Raw genomic sequence first — 19,284 nt, forward strand, 5'->3', positions numbered from 1 at the left:
ATGGCAACAGCAAAGGCAACTGATACTACTGCGGCAAAGGCTACAAAAACTGCAAAGGCAGCTAAGCCCGCCACAAAAGCAAAGAAATCTGCAGTCCCCGTCGAAGGGAAGACTCTCATTATTGCAGAAAAGCCCAGCGTCGCCCTGGACTTGGTCAAGGTCCTAGGCCAGAAAAACTTCACCAAGGGAAACGGCGTCTACGAAAGTGACACCACCATCGTCAGTCACGCCATCGGCCATTTGGTTGAAATCGCCGACCCCAAGGAAATCGACGAACGATACAAGAAGTGGGAAATGAGCACCCTCCCCATGTTGCCGGAGAAGTTCCCCCTTTCTGCCAACCCCACCACCAAGAGCCAGCTTTCCATCCTGAGCAAGCTGATCAAGCGCAAGGACGTAACCACCCTCGTAAACGCTTGCGATGCTGGCCGCGAAGGTGAATTGATATTCTTCTACATCCTGGACTACGTGCTGAAGGGCAAGTTCACAGGCAAGACCATCAAGCGCCTGTGGATGCAGAGTATGACCCCCGCCGCCATCCAGGAAGCCTTTGACAACATGCGCGACGGCGCCGACATGGAAAACCTGAAGGCCGCCGCCATCTGCCGTAGCGAAGCCGACTGGCTTATCGGTATGAACGGCAGCCGCGGACTTACCGCCTACAACAGTTCCATGGGCGGTTTCCAGATTACCCCCTGTGGCCGTGTGCAGACCCCCACCCTCGCCATCATCGTGAACCGCGAAGAAGAACGCCACCAGTTCGTCCCCAAGAAGTTCTGGACCATCGAGGCCAACTTCGACAACAGCGGCAACAACTATCAGGGCAAGTGGTTTACCCCCAACGGCGACAGCAAGCAGAAACAGATTTTTGACGAAGCCAAGGTCCAAGAAATCCTTTCCAAGTGCAAGGGCAAGACTGGTACCATCGAAGAGACCACCGCACCCAGTTTCCAGAAGTGCGGCCCCCTGTACGACCTGACTACCCTCCAGCGCGAAGCCAACAACCGTTTCGGCTTTAGCGCCAAGACAACCCTTTCAATCGCCCAGGCCCTCTACGAACGCCACAAGGCAACCACCTACCCCCGTACCGACAGCAAGCACTTGCCCGAAGATTATGTGGGACCCGTAAAGGCCACCCTCGGAAAAATTACAGGTTCCCTGGCAACCTTCGCACAAACGGCCCTCAACAACAACTGGGTCGTAAAGACACCCAAGGTTTTCGACAACAAGAAGATCTCGGACCACTTTGCCATTATCCCCACAGGCATCATGCCCACAGACCTAAGCGAAGCGGAACAGAAAGTGTTCAACATGATCTGTCAGCGTTTTATCGCTGTCTTCTACCCGCCTGCAAAGTACCTGAACACCACCCGCGTGACCACCGTCGAAAACGAGACCTTCATTACCGAAGGCAAGATCCTGGTGGAACCCGGTTTCAAGGCCGTGTACGGCAAGGATGCAGACGACGAAGCCAACATCCCGCAGCTGAAGGGCGACAAGGCCAAGGCCGTTGAAATCGAAGCCAAGGAAGACTTTACCAAGCCTCCTGCCCACTACACCGAAAGTACCCTCCTCTCCATGATGGAAAGTGCCGGTAAACTGGTGGAAGACGAAGAACTCCGCGACGCCATGAAGGAACGCGGCCTGGGCACTCCTGCCACCCGCGCAGCCATTATCGAAAAGCTAGTCACCGACAAGTACGTGGTCCGCGACGGCAAGGACATGATCGCTACGGCCAAGGCCTTCGACCTGATCAAGGTATTAAAGGCTATGGATATTGAGGCCCTCACAAGTCCAGAGCTAACTGGTGAGTGGGAATATAAGATGGAGCAGATCGAGAAGGGCAAGGAAACCCGCGAGAACTTCATGAACGGCATTGTAGAAATGACCCGCACCATGGTGAAGAACATCAAGGGCTTCAAGGAAGAAAGCACTACAGGCGAAGCAAGTTTCAGCCCGGTGAACGGCAAGAAGGTTTTCGAGACCGTCAGCAGATACACCACCGAAGATGGAATCGTCATCCGCAAGATGATCGGCGGCAAGAGACTTTCCAACGAAGAAATAGTGGAACTCCTGACCAACCACAAGATTGGTCCCCTTACCGGATTCCGCAGCAAGAAGGGCGTAGAATTTTCTGCCGTAGTTATCATCAACGACCAGAACAAAATCGAGTTCGTCTTCGATGATAACAAGGAAGGATCCGAAATTGAATTGGGCCAGCAGGTAGGCAACTCTCCGCTGGACAACTCCGCTGTGTACGAAACCATGACCGGTTACGTCAGCGATAGCTATGTAAAGAAGGAACCTAGCGGCCTGCAGCTGCCCAAGATTCTTCTCGGCAAGGAAATTCCCCTGGAACAGATCCAGAAGATGCTCTCCGGAACCGAAGTGAAGACCGAACTGATCAAGGGTTTCCGCAGCAACAAGACACACCGCACCTTTGACGCTTTCCTCTACATCGACAAGAAAGGCAAGTTAAAGTTTGACTTCCCGCCCAGAGAATTCAAGCCTCGCCGTTGGGGCGCCAAGAAGGCCTCCGCAAGCAAGAGCTCCGATGAAGATTATGTTCCGTAATGGATCGGCAAGTTCCTTACCTTAAAGGGTAACGAGCAAGTCGAGAGGTGTATGGATTTTGAAATTTAGAACAGCAGTCTTTATTGTATCAAGCGCATTCTGTGCCGTTTTCGCACAGCCGGTGCCGTCTGCCCTAGACAGTGCCGTCATGCAGGTTTCCCCGGACACGTCCCAGGATATTGTCCTGCAGGACCTTTCTGCCATGGCCGCCAAGGCCGCCGCAGATTCCGTTACCGTCAACGAGTCCGTCGCAAGTACCGGAACCGACGCAGAATCCACAGCAGGCACCACCTCCGCAGGCGCCGTCTCCGCAGAATCAGCCCCTGAATCTGCCGCAGAGCCCACTGTAACCGCAGCCACCGCAACAGAGTCCATCCAGGACACCGCAGCGGTCCCAAACCCCTACGACCTTCCCGACGCCTTGATGCCCCTATGGAATTCCATGAGCATCAAGCAAAAGGCCGCCCAGATGGTCATGGTCTATATGACCCCCGCCAGCTTCATGATCGATAATGAATTCGGCGGTATCCTTGTAATGCGCAGTCACCTTAAGGATCTGGAAAAATTCAAGGATGTCATCAGCACCATCAACGACAGCCTCGCAATCCCCCCCGTCGTCGCCGTAGACCAGGAAGGCGGACGAGTAAACCGCATCTCCAGCATCTCGCCCCAGTGGGCAAGAACTCCCAGCGCTAAGGCCATGAGAAAAATGGAGGCGGACTCTATCCAGCAACTGGCTCAGCAAATCGGAAACGTGCTGAAGGAAGCGGGAATCAACATGAATCTGGCTCCCGTCCTGGACCCGGCAAAAGACAGCCGAGGCAAGCGTTCCTTCATGGAAGAATCGGACCGCAGCTGGGGCGAAGACACCACCAATGCCTACAAGGTCCGCGCCTTCGTAAAGGGCATGGCCCAGAGCGGCATCGTCTGCGTTTCCAAGCATTTTCCCGGTTATGATTCCTGGACAAATAGCGACCACCAGATCGCCATCAGCACCACTCCCAAAAAGTCAATCAAGAAAAACGTCGCATTTTTCAACGCCCTCGCCGCAGACATTCCCATCACCATGATGAGCAGCGTCCGCTTTGTCCGCGTGTCAAACCGCCCTGCAGTTTTCGAGCCCAAGATTATTTCGCTGGCCCGTCGCATGTCACCAGAAACAGTCATCCTCACCGACGACCTGTGGGGCGTTTCACTCCGCGCCTGGATCAGTGGGACCGAACGAGTCACCAGCAAAAACTACCCCTCTAAGGATTTCAAGAAACTTGTGCAGACCGCCCTCTCCGCCGGCAACGACATGTTCATGATTACCTATCCCCAGAAAGCAGTGGAAATGGTAAAAATCCTTACGGCCATGTCCAATCAGAACGCCAAGTACAAACAGAGAATCGAAGAGTCCTGCGCCCGTATTCTTAAAATGAAATACCGCGCCGGCATTCTAAAGTAAGCGCGACGCGGTTATCAAAAAATTAGAACATCACTTCTGCTTCAGCCTTGGTAATGTTCTTCACTTCCTTCCGGATTTTTTCAGGACCTGCTTTCTGCAGGCACAGCTTCAGCAATTCCGCAGCAGCCATGGCATCTGCCAGCGCCCGGTGGTGATTAAAGTCCGGAAGATTCAAACTCATGATCAGGTTGTGCAGGCTGTAACTCCCCTGCCCCGGAAAATATCGACGGGTCAACTTTACAGTGCAAAGCCTGGGCGGATCAATCTTGATGCAACAACGACGCAATTCAGCCCGCAAAAAACGGCAGTCGAACTGAACATTGTGCGCCACGAAAATGCGGCCCTGCAAAAGTTCGGCAACTTCCTCGGCAACAGAAGCAAACTGCGGCTGCCCCTGAACCATCTCGTCGGTAATTCCGGTTAAGTTCTGCACAAAAGGCTGTATGGGCATTCCCGGATCCAGCAAGACCTGGTACGTCTTCACCACCTCGAAATCATCCAGCAGAACAATCCCGATTTCTGTAATGCGACCATTTTCCGGCGTACCGCCGGTGGTCTCCAAATCCACAACAGCAAACTTCATGAGTCTACTTTACAGGAATTTCAAATTCAATGGTTTCGCGACCGCAAACAGCCTTGGCCTTCAACACGTTTGCCTTGGGGCGAGCATAAAGAGGAGCCACCATCAAGTTCATAATCTTGCTGCTTTCGCTGGGAGTGGCGGCATCATCGCTGGCAGACTGTGTAAAGATGGGATTCTTGCCCTTGTCGTAAATGTAGAATGTCAAGTCGCGGACCATACCCTTCTTGATCTGTTCCTTGGGAACCTGGAAATAGACGATACCACCCTTGGGAACCTTACGCAGACTATCCTTGATTTCTTCTTCAGTGGCAAAGTCCGCTTCCATAGCCATGCGGACATCTTTCTTTAACTTGTCTACACTTTCGTAATCCACAGAAATCTGATACTTCACATCCTCCGGAACGGCGGTCGGGCGCACATCACGAATCTGTGCATTGTTCTGATAATATTCCCAACGGCCATTGTCGTGCAGGATAACGGTAGAGCCATTGGAAGTCTTGGCAATAATATCTTCGGCAAAGGCACCAACAGTCAAGGCCATAGACAGGGAAACAACAGAAACGAAAGCAAATTTATTCATCATAGAACCAAATATATATGAAAGTCAAAAAAAGGACTGCAAACCTTTTGAAAAAATGTTTTTATAAACAGCCTATCTCATCATGTCGCAGACTTCAGAACCGATGACACCATTCTGGATCGTGGTCATCAATAGACGCTGTTCAATATCGTCCGGCGGATCCGCAGGTCCCACAAAGGGAGCCTTACCCGAGGTCCTGTATTCCTGAACAAGACGTTCTCCAAGTGCGGCGTGCAAAGCAAGACTCGTATCGATGTACTTGAGATGGGTAGGTTCATCTAACATGAAGTTCAAGGGAGCCTTGTGGTTCAGCACACGGCTTTCGGGAACGAATTCACCGAACTCATCTTCGACGCCCATGTTTGCCACCACCAATTCCGGGCGGTTCATGATGACTGTCGTCGCCGAGATAGACAGAGCGCCCTTTACGCCAGTAGCGGTCACCAGGAAGTCAGCTTCTTCAACAGCAGCCTTTACAGCACCATCGTTAAAGCAATCCACGATAGTTACATCGTTGCGTTCCAGCACATGGCAAAAATCAGACGAAGAACTTCTGCGGTTTGTGTCGGTAACAGTTGTCACCTGCATTCCGCGACGAACTCCCTGCAGGGCGATGCCGCAACCAACCTTGCCGCTTCCAAAAACAATCAGCTTCTTATTTTCGAAATCATTATAGCCAAGTTGCTCCAAACCTCTAAAGCAACCATCGCCTGTTCCCAGAATGGTTTCAATGCGCTTCACGATCCCACTATCAGCCACATACACGGGGAATTCAGACTTTTCAAAGAACTGCACTCCGCTGCGAGTCAATTCCACAAAGCCCAGCTTCGGATGGCAAGAAGCGAACTGACCCGCACAATCAAGAATCAGGTCAAAGTCATCAGCCACCTTACCGCATTTAATATCATCATCCGTAACAACAGGGACCCCAGATTCGGTCAGAAGTTCGATAACCGATTCATCACAAGGCATCTGGGTATCGCCTGATACCGCATGTCCCACATAGACCTGAGCCCCGCCAGCAATCAGGGTTCGGTATTCCAGGAGTGTATTCCTGTAAATGGGAGTTGCCACAAGAACCTTGAGGCCCTCAAAGGGGCGTTCACAAACCCACTGGTCCGCAAGGAAAGCCAAGGCGGGATACTCACGGGGATCATAATGTTCGTTGATAATCTCTTCAAAAAGCATGCGACAAAGTTAATAATTAGCGAACAGGTCGGTCGGCATTCGCCTCCCTATGAGGCCCGAGGTCGGTAGCTTCGCTACCTAGAGGATTGAGGAGAGTGAATAGTGAATAGTGAATAGTGTAAAGCTTAAAGAATAAAGGAGATATCTCATATCTCATATCTCATATCTCATATCTCATATCTCATACCTCGAACCTCATTCGGTGTGATTCATAACTATATTTCCACTTGATAAAAAAGGAACTCTTATGAAACGTATTGCAAGGAAATGGATTGAGCTTAGCCTCATCATTCGTATTATCATCGGACTAATTCTTGGCGCTGTCCTCGGATTATTCGCTCCGCAGCTCAGCGCCATCGGCATTCTCGGCACCCTATTTGTAGGCGCCCTGAAAGGTGCCGCCCCCATCCTGGTGTTCGCCCTGGTGGCAAGTTCCATTGCAGGAGCCGGAGAAGGAATCGGCAGCAGATTCCGCAAGGTGATTCTTCTTTACGTCATCAGTTCCATTGGCGCAGCCGCCTTGGCTGTCGCGGGAAGCGAACTATTCCCAGTCACCATGAAATTGTCCGTCTCTGCTGCAGAAGGTGCCGCCCCTAGCGGCATTGGCGAAGTTCTGACGAACCTGGTAAAGAACTGCGTCCAGAATCCCATCGCAGCCCTGGCCGGTGCAAATTACATCGGAATCCTCTTCTGGTCTATCGTATTCGGCTTGGCTCTTAAGAAACTTCCTGTAGACCATACCGTCACCGTCATCACCGACGCTTCCGCCGCCATATCCCAAGTCATCCGCTGGATTATCCAGATGGCACCTTTCGGCATTCTAGGTTTGGTATTCTCCTCCGTTGCCGAAAACGGAATGAGCATCTTCGCCGACTACGGAAAGCTCTTGGCCTTACTGGTGGGCTGCATGCTGGTAGTCGCCCTTGTCCTGAATCCCATCATCATTTTCATCACACTCCGTAAAAATCCCTACCCCCTGGTATTCCGCTGCCTTCGCGACAGCGGCATTACCGCTTTCTTCACCCGTAGTTCTGCAGCCAACGTTCCGGTGAACATGGCACTTTGCGAACGCCTGGGTCTTGAAAAGGACTTCTACTCTGTTTCCATTCCTCTGGGCTGCACCATCAACATGTGCGGTGCCGCCGTGACTATCGCCGTCATGACTCTGGCCGTAGCAAACACCCTGGGCATCCATGTGGACCTTCCCACCGCCTGCATTCTCTGCGTTATGAGTGCCATTGGCGCTTGCGGAACTTCCGGTATCGCTGGCGGCTCCCTATTCCTCATTCCCATGACCTGCTCTATCCTGGGCATCAGCGGCGACATTTCCATGCAGGCTGTAGCTGTGGGCTTTATCCTGGGCGTGGTACAGGACTCCATGGAAACCGCACTGAACTCCAGCAGTGACGTCATCTTCACTGCCACGGCGGAATATCACCACAGGAAAAAGAACTGCTTGAAGATTTAAGGTCTCGCGCAACGCAAGAAATCAAAAATCGCAAACCTCCCGATTTTTTTTCGGGAGGTTTTTCTTATTCACTTTTTTAGAATAGAAATTAGATAATACACCATACAGCCTCCAACACAGAGGCCTACCCCCTAGAAACAGATTTCTACTTTTCCACACTAATCAATTGTGCGTTTCCACGGCCGGGCAGGGGCTTGAAGATTTTTACCATGGCGGTAAGTTCTTCGCCGAAGGCCTTCATGTTGCAGGTAAACATGTAGTTGGTTCCCGCCATAATCTGGGTGGACACGCTCATGGGTGTAAGCTTCAAATAGCCGTAATCCTTGGTGGCTTCGGCAAACACAGCCAAGTCTTCTTCCGTGGGCTGGCGAGATTCACCATATGCGCCTACGAAATTTTTCTCATCGGTACCAGCGCGGACTGCGGCAATATGCTTTTCAATTTCCTCGGCCACATTCACTTCGGGATTGTTGGCGCGACGATTAGAAATGCCGTAGGAAAGCACCACGTTGGCGTTGGGTTCCAACTGTTTCAATTCCTTGGCACTGGCCAGGCGACCGCCGCTTCCGTAAGTACAGAAGGGCACCACCACCTTTCCGCTCAAGTCGTTAGAATCCAGGAAGGTATACATAGGCGGGGCAAAGAATCCAAACATAATGGGAGCGCCCACATAGAGCGTATCGTACTTGGAAAGATCCTGCTTGGCGTTAGCGAGGGCAGGCCACTTCTTAGATTCGCGTTCTGCACGGACAGCGGCAATGGTGCTGTCGTAAGTGGAGGGATAGGGCGTTACAAGTTGCAGTTCAATGGCATCGGCACCCAGCTGCTTTACAAATTCCTCGGCAACCTTCTTGGTGGTTCCCGTCTGGGAATAATAAATCACAGCGGTTTTCTGCGCCTTTGCGTCAGGTTCCGCAGCAGTTTGATTCTGCGCGACTTTCTGTTCATTGCAAGCGGTCATGCAAGCCGCCACCGCTACGACACCAAATACACTTAAGAACTTTTTCATATAAGGCCTCAACTTTATTTCTAAAATATAAGAAATAAAGGCAGACCTGTTTTTATACAAATTAAAAAATGTCTTTTTTAAAAGAGCTATCCTGTTAATTTTTTTTAAATTTGCCAGAACACGTTCCTCAGTCGGCCCGTCATTAGGCAAGCGCAATCGCAACATAAATTCACGTACCGCTAGACAGAGAATCCATTCCAGCTTATGAGACAAAAGGTCAAACGTTCTATTCAGAAAGTCATCCCTTGATTCACATTCTTCTCCATCAAAATAATTTACCGGTCCATCTTTCACCATCCCCTTCACGAAAAACAAACGCATACTAAGCTGACCATTTTCGTGATAGGAGCACTCTACACCTTCAGGCAAATTTCCATTCTGTTCAACATTCCAAATTCTCGATAAAGACGGTTACTGCGATCATAACAGCGACAACGGCCTTTTTCCCAGTATTCAGAAAACGCAAGAGAGCCGTCCCTTCCAAACACAGGAACAAAGCCATCAATCACACGACCATCCCGAAAAACATGGCGACAAATCCGCAAGCCATTTTCAAAGGTCATGATTCTTGGCCCATCTAGCAAACCTTCCCGATAGGTGGCGGTACTACGCAGTGCGCCAGAGGGATAATATTCCTTGCAGGCTCCATCGCGATAGCCGTTTTTCAGAGGGCATTCAAACCATACTTTCCCATTTTCGTGGTAACGTCTTTCCATGTTGTCCATTGTAGACCTCCTTATGCCTACAATGGACCTTTCGGAAACGCTCTTTAGGTCGCCTGACAGGCGACATCAAAAAACGGAAAATATTCCGTCTAATCTATTCCGGCCACACGAAGGTGGCGTTCAGATCCTTCTCGCCGTTATCGATGAGAATATCCTGACCAGTGCAGTTCTTGTTCACCACCGTAAGGAAGTACACCCACTGGGCAATATCTTCGGGAGACGCCCAGCGCTTTAGGGGCGTTACATCCATGATCTGTTTCCAGAGTTTTGCATCATCCATGACAGGGCGGTTCAATTCCGTGGTAACGCCACCCGGCGAAATGCTATTGCAGGTGGCGCCATACTTGGCAACCCGCAAAGCCACGTTTTTCATGTAAGAAAGAAGTCCGCCCTTAGAAGCGGAGTATTCCGGAAATTCGGCACCGGAGTGAGCGGAGGCGGATGCCACCAGAAGTACCGACTTGATGCCGGCATGAAAGGCATACTTTTCTACAAAGTTGATGGAACCTTTCAGATTCACTTCGATGTCCCTACCGGAATTCTGGACGCCAGCGTTACTGATTACGATATCCATCGGTTCATCAATTGCGGGAAGCGAATCCTTGTCCGAGACATCGGCGATGTAATGTCTATATAGTTTGCTCTGGATACTTGCGGGCCCAATATCCAATCCAAAAACAGCGCAACCATTTTGCAGAAAAAGTTCCGCAATGGCGCGGCCAATACCGCAACTTGTACCGCTAATCAGGACGTTCATTTTGCAGCCTTCATGTTCAGGTATTCACGGCCCACGTCATGCTTTTCCCAGCTGCAGACCATCTTGTAGCCAATGGGGCTAATCAGAATTTCACAAAGCAGCTCCATCACGGAACCGGTAATGGAACAGACGATCACCTGGGTCATGGTCCAACCGAAGAACACATGGCTCACCACCATGGCGAAAATAAAGTTGTCTACAAACTGGGCCACCATGGTGGAGATGTAGGAACGGAGTGCAAAATTTTTAAAGCCCGTGGTTTTCGTACTTTTGGCAATCAGGTAGTTCACAATGGAGTTGACGCCCGACGAAGTGAACATGGCAAGAGCAGAACCCAGCACCACATACCAGGAACCGCCAAATGTGGCATTCAGCGCCGCGTTGGCTACGTTCGCCATTTCGGGATTGGAATCCACGTAGCTGTAGAATTCGCCCCACATTCCGGGGGTGCGTGAAAGCAGACTGAACAAGGCGCAAGTGACCAGGTTGATAAACAGCGCCACCATGGAAACCTTCATGGCGGCCTTGGGGCCAAAGCGCTTGCAGATCATGTCCATGCAGAGGAAGGAGAACCAGCTCAGGGTAAAACCGCAATCAAGGGCCAGGTACTCCGTAGAGAACAGCTCCTTGTTGGCGAGCAGGTTCATGCAAACCACAGACAATACAAAAAATGTAACAGCCAGGGAAGGGATATTTCTCAGGAGAACAACGAGGTCTTTCACCTCGTACTTGATTTTTTCAAATAGTGTACGCATAGTTGTTTTTTAAAGAAGGTTAGACAATGACTTCTGTATCACGAAAAATAGAAAATTTTCTATCTTTGGCGCACCATGGTTCCGCATCCCGCGGCACCCAAACTTAACCGGAGGCTAAAATGGCACTTCAATTCTACAACACCGCATCACGCAAGAAAGAGATTTTCACACTTCCTGAAGGCGTTCCCGCCGTGCGTATGTACTGTTGTGGCCCCACGGTGTACCACTTCGCCCACATCGGCAACCTCCGCACCTACATTTTCGAAGACTTCCTGGTCCGTACCTTGAACTACTACGGTTACAAGGTCAACCACATCGTGAACATCACCGACGTAGGCCACCTCACTAGCGATGGCGACTCCGGAGACGACAAGATGGAAAAGGGCGCAGCCCGCGAAGGCAAGTCCGTCTGGGATATCGCAAAGTTCTACACCGACGCCTTCATGAACGACTGGCATCGTCTGAACATTCAGGAACCCACCCGCTGGACTCCCGCCACCCAGCACATCCAGGAACAGATCGACCTGGTGAAGACCCTGGAAGAAAAGGGCTTTACCTACCGCACTTCCGATGGCATCTACTTCGACAGCCTGAAGTTCCCCCGCTATGCCGACTTCGCCCGCCTGGACGTGGAAAACCTCCGCAAGGGTAGCCGTATCGACATGGGCGAAAAGCGTGCCGCCACCGACTTCGCTCTGTGGAAGTTCAGCCCCACCGACAAGAAGCGCGCCATGGAATGGGATTCCCCCTGGGGCGTAGGCTTCCCGGGCTGGCATGTGGAATGCTCCGCTATGGCCATGAAGTACAACGGCCCCACCTTGGACATTCACTGCGGCGGTACTGACCATATCCGCGTGCACCACACCAACGAAATCGCCCAGAGCGAATGCGCCAACGGCGTAACTTTCAGCCGTTTCTGGATGCACGGTGAATTCCTCCGTACCGCCAGCGAAGAAAAGCTGGAAGACGGCACCACCGCCACTACCTTCGGCAAGATGAGTAAGTCTAGCGGCGAATTCCTCACTGTTGACCTGTTGGTAGACCGCGGTTTCAATCCGCTGGATTACCGCTTCTTCGCAGTGGGCAGCCACTACCGCAACTACCTGAACTTCACCTGGGAAGCTCTGGAAGGCGCTAAGGAAGGCCTCAAGAGTCTCCACAAGAAGACCGACGCCCTCATCGGTAAGGCAACCGAAATCAAGAGCGAAGCCGCCAAGGCATTCCAGGAAGAATTCAAGACCGCCATCGGCGACGACCTGAATATGCCCCGCGCTCTCGGCATCCTCAATACCATGCTGAAGTCCGACATCGACGACGGCGAAAAGGCAGCTCTTGTCCTGGATATGGACAAGGTATTCGGCCTGAAGCTGGACGAACCCCGTCAGGACTACAAGAAGAAGGCTGACGAAGGCACCGCAGGCGTTGACGTCGCCAAGGTGGAAGAACTGCTGGCCGCCCGTAAGGAAGCCCGCGCCAACAAGAACTGGGCCGAAAGCGACCGCATCCGCGACGAACTTGCCGCCATGAACATCGTGATCAAGGACAGCAAGGAAGGCACCACCTGGAGCGTCAAGGAATAAGGTTCTCCGCATCATCCTGAGCAAAGCGCACAAGCGCAAAGTCGAAGGATAAAAAATTAAACCGCCCGGCGTTCATAGCTGGGGGTTTTCATTTTATACAAAAGAAAATTACCCTTGGTATGGGCAATTCAAACAAACCATTGTTAATTTTACAACGCCAACGAAGTAAATTCTTTAAAGGGTAACCACCCTATTCTTACCTGAATTCTTAGCCTTGTAAAGGGCTTCGTCCACACGCACACAAATGGCGTCAATGGAATCACCCCATCTCATTTCTGTAGCACCAAGACTGATGGTCTTGCGTCCCACTTCGGGGAACATCACCTGGGCGAATCCGGTACGAACCGTTTCCGCAAACTCAACCGCTTCCTTAATACCCATATCAGGAAGCATGATCATAAATTCCTCACCGCCCCAACGGCCGGCATCTGCATCGGGAGCCTTTTCGTAGGTAGCAATCTGGATCTGCTTAGAAAGGCCCTGAATCACAATGTCACCAATCTTGTGGCCATAGGTATCGTTCACCGACTTGAAGTTGTCGATATCGATCATCACCAGCGACATAGGAGCATCAGGATTTTCTGCATGGCGTTCTGCAATGCGGCGCTGGATTTCACCACGATTGTACAAACCGGTCAAGGCATCCGTAATGGAGTTCTTGGTCATCATGTTGTACATTTCCACCAGTTCGGCAGAAGACACGTTGGTAAAGTTCGCCAAGCGGGTAATCACAGAAACCCTGCCCGCCCGTGAATCGTCATTCACCACGGCAGTCTTCATCTTGGACGTATTCGCTTCGCCTTCGCGCATACCTACCACCACAATGGACAGGTTATGCAGCTTTACAAAATTTCTTGTGCGCAGGAACTGTGCCGCCGCATAAAAACCAGAAGCCGGAGCAATGGTATCGAAGGGAACAGTTTCGTTGTTCACATCTGTTTCACCCCAGAACATTCGGCGGCCCATGCCTGAATACATGTAGATGGCATCCGGGCAGAACTTCGACAGTTTCGTCGTACCCAGGCGCACGCTATCCATAATGGATTGAGGATCGCCATAGGCAAGCTTCGTAATGATCCCGACACCCATGTCCGATGCCAAAAGCAGGGCCCCATTTTCAGAACAGGCCATAGGGCAACGCAACAGGTTCTCACCATCCTCGTTATAGAACAGGGGAAATTCCAGAGTGTTCTGGAAGAAGTAATAGTCGTTCTGGATATTCAGATATTTGGAGAAAGCTTCAAAGGCAGGCTTGCCATCCAGCTCGTGAAGAACGTTCCCCTGAGCCTTAGTCACCGTAAACGGTCTACCCAGGGGTTTCCATCCAGAAACCTTGACCGTCTCCACATGGAAATTTTCACCGCCATACAGAACGCAGACGACGGACTCGTTAGAGAAGTCACAGACGTTGGAAAATACATAAGCCGGAGTTTCTTCACAAGTTTGACCTGCCAGCCCGCCAAAAACCTGAACTTCGGGCCGCATGGTACTCAAGCCATTGCAAAAACCGGTAAAGGAAAATCCGGGAGTAGCCGCAAGCATTTCTACAGCCGACACCCAGGGGCGCTTTCCAACTTCTCGGGCCAGATCTTCCGCAATAGGTTCGGCAGACTCCTCCTTCAGCACATACTGAAGAACCTCGATCCGAGTAGCGGGATCTTCAAACACAGAGCAAGTTACAGTCACAGACTCGCCCGAGAACGCGCCATCCACAATATTGCCATTACCCGAACAACCCACACAAAGGGCATCAGGGAAAAACTTGACAATGGCGCTGCAGACAATCTTCAACTGTCTAAAACCAGGCTGTTCCGAGTATATATGAAACAACAACTTCAGCTGCCTGTTTCCGCGGAAACGGGCTATATTCTGAAGTACATCACCCAGGTGTTCCGGGTTAACGTATGCAAACTGAAGCTGTTTCATCCAATATCAATATAGTTTTACTCTTGAAAAGATAACAAAAGTATTTTACAAACTACTGTTCTAATCTCCAGCCGAAGTCATTATGGTATACCATTTGGCGGGTCATCCCCCCGTCGATACAGATATTCTCACCTGTAATAAACCCAGCCTTATCCGATGCCAGGAACAATACCATATTGGAAATATCCAGGGGATTGCCTACACGGCCAGCCGGTTGTTGTGTCGCATCAGGTCCCGCATACTGTTTAGAGTCCGTATCGATCCAGCCCGGCGAAATGGAATTCACCCGGACGCCTCGCCCACCGAGGCTCACTGCCAAAGCATGAGTGAGGGCAGCGATACCGCCCTTGGCCGCCGTATAGCTTTCGGTCTGGGGCTGGCTCATGCGATCGCGGGATGAGGAAATGTTGATGATGGAAGCGCCCTTTTTAAAATGTGGTGCAAAAAGTTTCGCCAAGTAAAATGGTGCGGTCACACCTACAGCCAAAGCGTAGCTGAATTCTTCATAGGAACATTCATCAATGCCCTTCATCAAAGGCAGGGCGTTGTTCACCAGAATATCTACATGTCCAAATTTTTCAATGACAAAGGTCGCAAACTTTTCCAGGACATCCTTCTTGGAAAGGTCTCCTACAAAGGAATCGTTTTCACGAATATCAATAAAAACAACCTTCGCGCCTTCACGCTCAAATTCGCTAACGATGGTCTTTCCGATGCCGTGGGCTCCGCCTGTCACAACAACTACTTTATCCTTAAAACCGTTCATCATATTCCCTTGTTTTATTCGGCTAAACGGTATGTATCAGGCGAAAAAATCTGAATCAAGATATCGCCCTGATAAACCGTATAATATTCCTGTCTGACAAAAGCGGCGTTATATTTTTTTGAACCCACCATAAATGAGGAACCGCTACTAAACAGCAAGTGGTAAGAGGTTCCGCTTTTTGATCCATGAGACTTATACTTATCGACGACAAATTCCTTATGGAGCTTAGGTTCCGCCTTTAACCTTGTGGGGAAATCCAGGTTAGGGGCAATAGAGGCCGAAAGGCCTATAACAGGAAATACAATGAGCGCACAACCCAGATTCCATTTTTTGTGTTTCTCTTCAAATCTTGGAAACTTGTATTTGAGGGCAATGTAAATGCTAATGGCAATTCCAAAAGTGACGGCAAGTACAGCGGATGCGTCCTGGATGATTTCGTAATTTTTGTACTGAACCAGCAACTTCAAGAAGTCATTATTGATTACATACCCAAGTTCTGGCAGGAAATAAATTTTCAAAGTCGTAACAATAAAGATCACGCAACAGACCGCAATCACCGCAACATAGGCAATAACAAAATGATCTTTCAAAACGCATTTTTTCATACCATGGTAAATATAAATTCAAAGATTAATGTTTTGAATCAGCAGATGCCGCGCGAAGCCCGTAGAAATTCTATTTTGTGCATTAAGGATTTCAAATGAAAGTTTTTTACCATCTTCCCGGGCTATTCGAATTTTACGACTTGTACAAGGCGTTTCTGCCGCTGTTACATGTGCATCGGGAGTGGTTTTATGACTGGTGTGAAATCGGGTCCATTTACGGGGCTCCCGCCGACTGCATCTGGGGCGGCGGCCGTGTAGGCTTTGGCGACGAGCCTGCGGAACGGGTGGCGGAGCTTTTAAAGGAATATGGAATTTCAGCAAGATTGACTTTTAGTAATTCCCTGTTAAGGGAAGAACATCTTTCGGATGCAAGGTGCAATGAACTTTGCAGGATGTTTGAAGGTGACGCGGATAGTGAACGCACCGGATATAACTCCGGCAGGGACCGCGTGCAAAATGGAGTCATCGTTCATTCCGACTTGCTATTGAATTATTTGCAGAAAAAATATCCGAGATTCTATTTCGTTTCTTCCACAACGAAGGTCATTACGGTTTTCGCGCAGTTCCTACAAGAATTGAGCCGCGATGAATTTCGTTACGTTGTCCCAGATTTCAGGCTAAACAAGGAATTGGATAAGTTCGCCGCGTTGTCTCCTGCCCAAAAGCAGAAAGTGGAATTTCTCTGCAATGAATGTTGCTGGTTCGGTTGCACCGACCGCAAGATTTGTTACGAGAACGTGAGCCGTAAAAACCTGGGGGAAGATTGCAATGATCACATCTGCAAATCGCCTGGTGCAAAGAAAGGCTACCGCTTTTCCGACGCCATGAAAAATCCAAGTTTCATCGGAATTGAAGACATCCAGAACATTTATGCGCCTGCAGGTTTTTCACAATTCAAGATTGAAGGCCGCAGCCTTGGTAGCGCCCTCATCCTGGAATTTTTGCTTTACTACATGACTAAGCCAGAATACCAGCTGAACGTAAGAGAAGAAATCTATCTGGACAGCACGCTGGATTTATTCTAGCATAGCAGCAAAAATTCAGCCGCAAGTCGCTATACTATACACTTTATAATACAAACCGGCAAAAAACAAAATTTTCATGTAGTAATCTTCTCCACGATCATTCCATGGAGGTGTATATTTTAGATGTGATGAAATCTGTATTTGAATACGACGACTACCGTTCTTTCATGAACGATTATTACCAGTGGAAAAAAAGGACTTCCGCTTTTTCCTGGCGTGAATTTGCAAAAGTCAGCGGTTTTTCATCACCAAATTATCTGAAAGTCGTTTGCGATGGTAAAAGCGGGCTTTCCAACCCAGGGACAAAACGCGTTGCAAAGGCGATGGGGCTTGTCGGGGCAGAATACGATTACTTTCAGCAATTGGTCCGATTTTGCCAGGCTAAAAAAGATGCTGAAAAAGATGCCGCCTATGCGGAAATGATTGACATTGTAAGTTCTCACCAAGTCCGTGTACTGGAAGGCGAGTCCATTTCGTTTTATGAGTCCTGGAAATATCCGGTGCTTCGTGAGTTGGCGCCCATGATGCCCGGGGCAAAACCTTCGGATTTATCCAAGGCTTGCAGAGGCGCTTTCTCAGCAGAAGAAGTCCGCAACGCACTGGCATTTCTGACCCGCGCAAAATTTCTTAGGAAAACAGCAAGCGATGTCTATGAGCAAGAGGATCGTTCGCTTCAGGCCTCTGTAGCGGCCATGCCCACGCAGGTTCGCGCAATGCACAAGGAAATGGCAAACTTTGCGAAAGACGCCATTGAAAAATATCCCGTAAACGAAAGAAATTTTTCTGGAGCCACCATCGGAATCGATGAAGAAGATTACGCCAAGATCGTAGAGGAACTTGACGCCTGTCGAAAAAGGATTATTTCCATAGCGACAGCAAAGAAAGGAGGCAATCGCGTCTATCGACTGAATCTGCAGTTGTTCCCTCTAACCGAAAAAATTTTAAAAGGCGAATCTGGTTCCGCAAATAAAGGATGTAAAAAAAGATGAAATTCGATAAAGTTGCCTTATTCTGTTTGCTGATTTTATTCTTGTTTGCATGTTCCGAATCAGACAAGGTTGCCGGCGGTTCTATTGAAGACCAGAATGCAGATATCGACGGAGTTTCATCCAACTCCACGATAATCGATGGGGATACACTTAAACCCACAGAAAACAAGTCATCAAGTTCAGCGGCGTCCGTTATTGTACCTACAGATTACAAGATTTCTTACGTAGCTCGCGTCATGAAATTTACAACGGAGTCCTCCGATAAAATTGACTATGGATATGCTTCAGTTTCAACCTACAAGGCCGAAAACGGAGCTTCGGGCGGCTGTTCTTCGGACAATCAAATTTTTGAGGGAGCCACCAAAATTATGGGTGATACCATCGCCACTGTTTTCCGTGGTAAAAATCTAGAAGACAACCTAGAGCCGTTCATAGAAACCGTGCAGGGTGGCTGCATTGCTGCAGGTGGAACGATCCTTGTGGATACGCTGATTGTCGAAGGAACGGGCTTCGAATACGCCTGCCTTGTAACGACGAGTTTTACTGAAATCAATGGCAAGTCATTGAAGTATCTTGGCGATGTTTTAAGTCAAAGTTGTTACGACATGAATGCTTCTTACGGGCATTACGAAACGCTCAGCAGTTCCAGCGAATCTGACGGCGAGAATTTCTTTGAAGATATTGGTGCACCTGAAATCTGTGAAAACTGCGGCGCAAACAACAATCAGGAAATTTCCATTGACAGTAGTCGTACTCTTGAAAACTACATTTTGCAATATGTGTCAAATGCAGGGCCGCTGTCCTTTGATGACCGAGTTATAGCCTACAACGGAACGGCCTCAATGGCTTGCATGGATTACGCCTACGCAAAAACAGGAATTTCTCCCACAGATATAGTGTCCAAACCTCCACTGTTCCAGATAAATCAAGATGACATTTCCGTCTGTTTTCCGATGACTGCCAAAATCATGAAGGGACATTCCGCAGAAAATAAGGAAAGTTGCCAGTACTTTATGACCATGGTCGATGATGGTGGCCAGCCAATGGGGCATGTGTTGACCAGTATATCTGACGGTTTCCTGGAATTTGCCAGCGTTTCCCCCGGCGGAAAATGTATGCGAAATAACAATTTCTTTTCGGTATATTTTCTTGTTGAAGACTGTGACGGCAACATAGGGGCTACCGAACCGGAGAGTATTCGCAAGCCTTTATCAAGCGAAGTTTGGAAATGTGAAGATGGTAGTTACAGTCTGAGCACAAATGCCATTTCATACGGAGAATGGTTCAAGTCTTCTCTGCTGTAAAAA

17 protein-coding genes are annotated in these 19,284 nt (G+C 49.6%); 7 read left to right on the forward strand and 10 right to left on the reverse strand.

Features of this window, described 5'->3' with window-relative positions; all coding sequences use genetic code 11:
* The gene (locus MMG03_RS01040; RefSeq protein ID WP_249505421.1) at positions 1-2,574 is read left to right on the forward strand and encodes a DNA topoisomerase III; all 2,574 of its coding nucleotides are present in this window, start codon (positions 1-3) and stop codon (positions 2,572-2,574) included.
* Between the two features lie 58 nt (positions 2,575-2,632).
* A complete protein-coding gene (locus MMG03_RS01045; protein ID WP_249505422.1) occupies positions 2,633-4,021 on the forward strand; it encodes a glycoside hydrolase family 3 N-terminal domain-containing protein in 1,389 nt (462 codons plus the stop codon).
* A 22-nt stretch (positions 4,022-4,043) separates the two neighbouring features.
* On the opposite strand, the gene MMG03_RS01050 is transcribed toward MMG03_RS01045, so the two are convergent.
* The 3 genes from MMG03_RS01050 to MMG03_RS01060 all read right to left on the reverse strand — a co-directional run bounded on the left by MMG03_RS01050 (position 4,044) and on the right by MMG03_RS01060 (position 6,372).
* Complete coding sequence (locus MMG03_RS01050; RefSeq protein ID WP_073233406.1) at positions 4,044-4,604, reverse strand: PolC-type DNA polymerase III; 561 nt, start codon at positions 4,602-4,604, stop codon at positions 4,044-4,046.
* 4 nt (positions 4,605-4,608) lie between these two features.
* Entirely contained in the window at positions 4,609-5,187 is a 579-nt protein-coding gene (locus MMG03_RS01055; protein WP_073283268.1) for a hypothetical protein, read from the reverse strand.
* Between the two features lie 69 nt (positions 5,188-5,256).
* On the reverse strand, positions 5,257-6,372 hold the full coding sequence (locus MMG03_RS01060) for an adenosylhomocysteinase (RefSeq protein WP_073155365.1): 1,116 nt from the start codon (positions 6,370-6,372) through the stop codon (positions 5,257-5,259).
* Between the two features lie 247 nt (positions 6,373-6,619).
* Here MMG03_RS01060 and sstT point away from each other — a divergent pair, with 247 nt between their 5' ends.
* Positions 6,620-7,840, forward strand: coding sequence for a serine/threonine transporter SstT (gene sstT / locus MMG03_RS01065; protein WP_073233400.1), 1,221 nt, complete (start codon positions 6,620-6,622; stop codon positions 7,838-7,840).
* Positions 7,841-7,985: 145 nt separating this feature from the next.
* On the opposite strand, the gene MMG03_RS01070 is transcribed toward sstT, so the two are convergent.
* The 4 genes from MMG03_RS01070 to MMG03_RS01085 all read right to left on the reverse strand — a co-directional run bounded on the left by MMG03_RS01070 (position 7,986) and on the right by MMG03_RS01085 (position 11,086).
* Positions 7,986-8,849, reverse strand: coding sequence for a flavodoxin (locus MMG03_RS01070; protein WP_112132594.1), 864 nt, complete (start codon positions 8,847-8,849; stop codon positions 7,986-7,988).
* A gap of 353 nt (positions 8,850-9,202) precedes the next feature.
* Positions 9,203-9,574 carry a toxin-antitoxin system YwqK family antitoxin gene (locus MMG03_RS01075; RefSeq protein ID WP_073155355.1) on the reverse strand — a complete coding sequence of 124 codons (372 nt, stop codon included), beginning with the start codon at positions 9,572-9,574 and terminating at the stop codon, positions 9,203-9,205.
* A gap of 94 nt (positions 9,575-9,668) precedes the next feature.
* Positions 9,669-10,331 carry an SDR family NAD(P)-dependent oxidoreductase gene (locus tag MMG03_RS01080; protein WP_073155353.1) on the reverse strand — a complete coding sequence of 221 codons (663 nt, stop codon included), beginning with the start codon at positions 10,329-10,331 and terminating at the stop codon, positions 9,669-9,671.
* Entirely contained in the window at positions 10,328-11,086 is a 759-nt protein-coding gene (locus MMG03_RS01085; RefSeq protein ID WP_073155351.1) for a VUT family protein, read from the reverse strand. The genes MMG03_RS01080 and MMG03_RS01085 overlap by 4 nt, the downstream gene beginning before the upstream one ends.
* Positions 11,087-11,205: 119 nt before the next feature.
* Between MMG03_RS01085 and cysS the strand changes: the two genes are divergently transcribed.
* Positions 11,206-12,666 carry a cysteine--tRNA ligase gene (cysS, locus tag MMG03_RS01090; protein ID WP_073155348.1) on the forward strand — a complete coding sequence of 487 codons (1,461 nt, stop codon included), beginning with the start codon at positions 11,206-11,208 and terminating at the stop codon, positions 12,664-12,666.
* Between the two features lie 174 nt (positions 12,667-12,840).
* Here the strand turns inward: cysS and MMG03_RS01095 are convergent, their stop codons facing one another.
* Genes MMG03_RS01095 through MMG03_RS01105 form a run of 3 tightly spaced genes read right to left on the reverse strand, consistent with a single transcriptional unit; the run spans position 12,841 to position 15,963 of the window.
* Positions 12,841-14,592, reverse strand: coding sequence for a diguanylate cyclase (locus MMG03_RS01095; protein ID WP_249505423.1), 1,752 nt, complete (start codon positions 14,590-14,592; stop codon positions 12,841-12,843).
* Positions 14,593-14,644: 52 nt separating this feature from the next.
* On the reverse strand, positions 14,645-15,358 hold the full coding sequence (locus tag MMG03_RS01100) for an SDR family oxidoreductase (protein WP_346348696.1): 714 nt from the start codon (positions 15,356-15,358) through the stop codon (positions 14,645-14,647).
* Between the two features lie 14 nt (positions 15,359-15,372).
* Positions 15,373-15,963, reverse strand: coding sequence for a hypothetical protein (locus MMG03_RS01105; protein WP_249505425.1), 591 nt, complete (start codon positions 15,961-15,963; stop codon positions 15,373-15,375).
* 95 nt (positions 15,964-16,058) lie between these two features.
* Between MMG03_RS01105 and MMG03_RS01110 the strand changes: the two genes are divergently transcribed.
* From MMG03_RS01110 to MMG03_RS01120, 3 genes are all read left to right on the forward strand, one after another.
* The gene (locus MMG03_RS01110; protein ID WP_249505426.1) at positions 16,059-16,988 is read left to right on the forward strand and encodes a hypothetical protein; all 930 of its coding nucleotides are present in this window, start codon (positions 16,059-16,061) and stop codon (positions 16,986-16,988) included.
* 104 nt (positions 16,989-17,092) lie between these two features.
* The gene (locus MMG03_RS01115) at positions 17,093-17,977 is read left to right on the forward strand and encodes a TIGR02147 family protein (RefSeq protein WP_249505427.1); all 885 of its coding nucleotides are present in this window, start codon (positions 17,093-17,095) and stop codon (positions 17,975-17,977) included.
* Positions 17,974-19,281 carry a hypothetical protein gene (locus tag MMG03_RS01120; RefSeq protein WP_249505428.1) on the forward strand — a complete coding sequence of 436 codons (1,308 nt, stop codon included), beginning with the start codon at positions 17,974-17,976 and terminating at the stop codon, positions 19,279-19,281. Before MMG03_RS01115 ends, MMG03_RS01120 begins: the two co-directional genes overlap by 4 nt.
* Positions 19,282-19,284 lie beyond the last annotated feature (3 nt).

It is taken from the genome of Fibrobacter sp. HC4 (assembly GCF_023373925.1).
Lineage (GTDB): Bacteria > Fibrobacterota > Fibrobacteria > Fibrobacterales > Fibrobacteraceae > Fibrobacter.

Bases quoted from the DNA above. Each gene is read 5' to 3' on its own strand.
- MMG03_RS01040 (WP_249505421.1), top strand. From the start codon at position 1: ATGGCAACAGCAAAGGCAACTGATACTACTGCGGCAAAGGCTACAAAA.
- MMG03_RS01050 (WP_073233406.1), bottom strand. From the start codon at position 4,604: ATGAAGTTTGCTGTTGTGGATTTGGAGACCACCGGCGGTACGCCGGAA.
- MMG03_RS01055 (WP_073283268.1), bottom strand. From the start codon at position 5,187: ATGATGAATAAATTTGCTTTCGTTTCTGTTGTTTCCCTGTCTATGGCC.
- MMG03_RS01060 (WP_073155365.1), bottom strand. From the start codon at position 6,372: ATGCTTTTTGAAGAGATTATCAACGAACATTATGATCCCCGTGAGTAT.
- sstT (WP_073233400.1), top strand. From the start codon at position 6,620: ATGAAACGTATTGCAAGGAAATGGATTGAGCTTAGCCTCATCATTCGT.
- MMG03_RS01070 (WP_112132594.1), bottom strand. From the start codon at position 8,849: ATGAAAAAGTTCTTAAGTGTATTTGGTGTCGTAGCGGTGGCGGCTTGC.
- MMG03_RS01075 (WP_073155355.1), bottom strand. From the start codon at position 9,574: ATGGACAACATGGAAAGACGTTACCACGAAAATGGGAAAGTATGGTTT.
- MMG03_RS01080 (WP_073155353.1), bottom strand. From the start codon at position 10,331: ATGAACGTCCTGATTAGCGGTACAAGTTGCGGTATTGGCCGCGCCATT.
- MMG03_RS01085 (WP_073155351.1), bottom strand. From the start codon at position 11,086: ATGCGTACACTATTTGAAAAAATCAAGTACGAGGTGAAAGACCTCGTT.
- cysS (WP_073155348.1), top strand. From the start codon at position 11,206: ATGGCACTTCAATTCTACAACACCGCATCACGCAAGAAAGAGATTTTC.
- MMG03_RS01095 (WP_249505423.1), bottom strand. From the start codon at position 14,592: ATGAAACAGCTTCAGTTTGCATACGTTAACCCGGAACACCTGGGTGAT.
- MMG03_RS01100 (WP_346348696.1), bottom strand. From the start codon at position 15,358: ATGAACGGTTTTAAGGATAAAGTAGTTGTTGTGACAGGCGGAGCCCAC.
- MMG03_RS01105 (WP_249505425.1), bottom strand. From the start codon at position 15,963: ATGAAAAAATGCGTTTTGAAAGATCATTTTGTTATTGCCTATGTTGCG.
- MMG03_RS01110 (WP_249505426.1), top strand. From the start codon at position 16,059: ATGAAAGTTTTTTACCATCTTCCCGGGCTATTCGAATTTTACGACTTG.
- MMG03_RS01115 (WP_249505427.1), top strand. From the start codon at position 17,093: ATGGAGGTGTATATTTTAGATGTGATGAAATCTGTATTTGAATACGAC.
- MMG03_RS01120 (WP_249505428.1), top strand. From the start codon at position 17,974: ATGAAATTCGATAAAGTTGCCTTATTCTGTTTGCTGATTTTATTCTTG.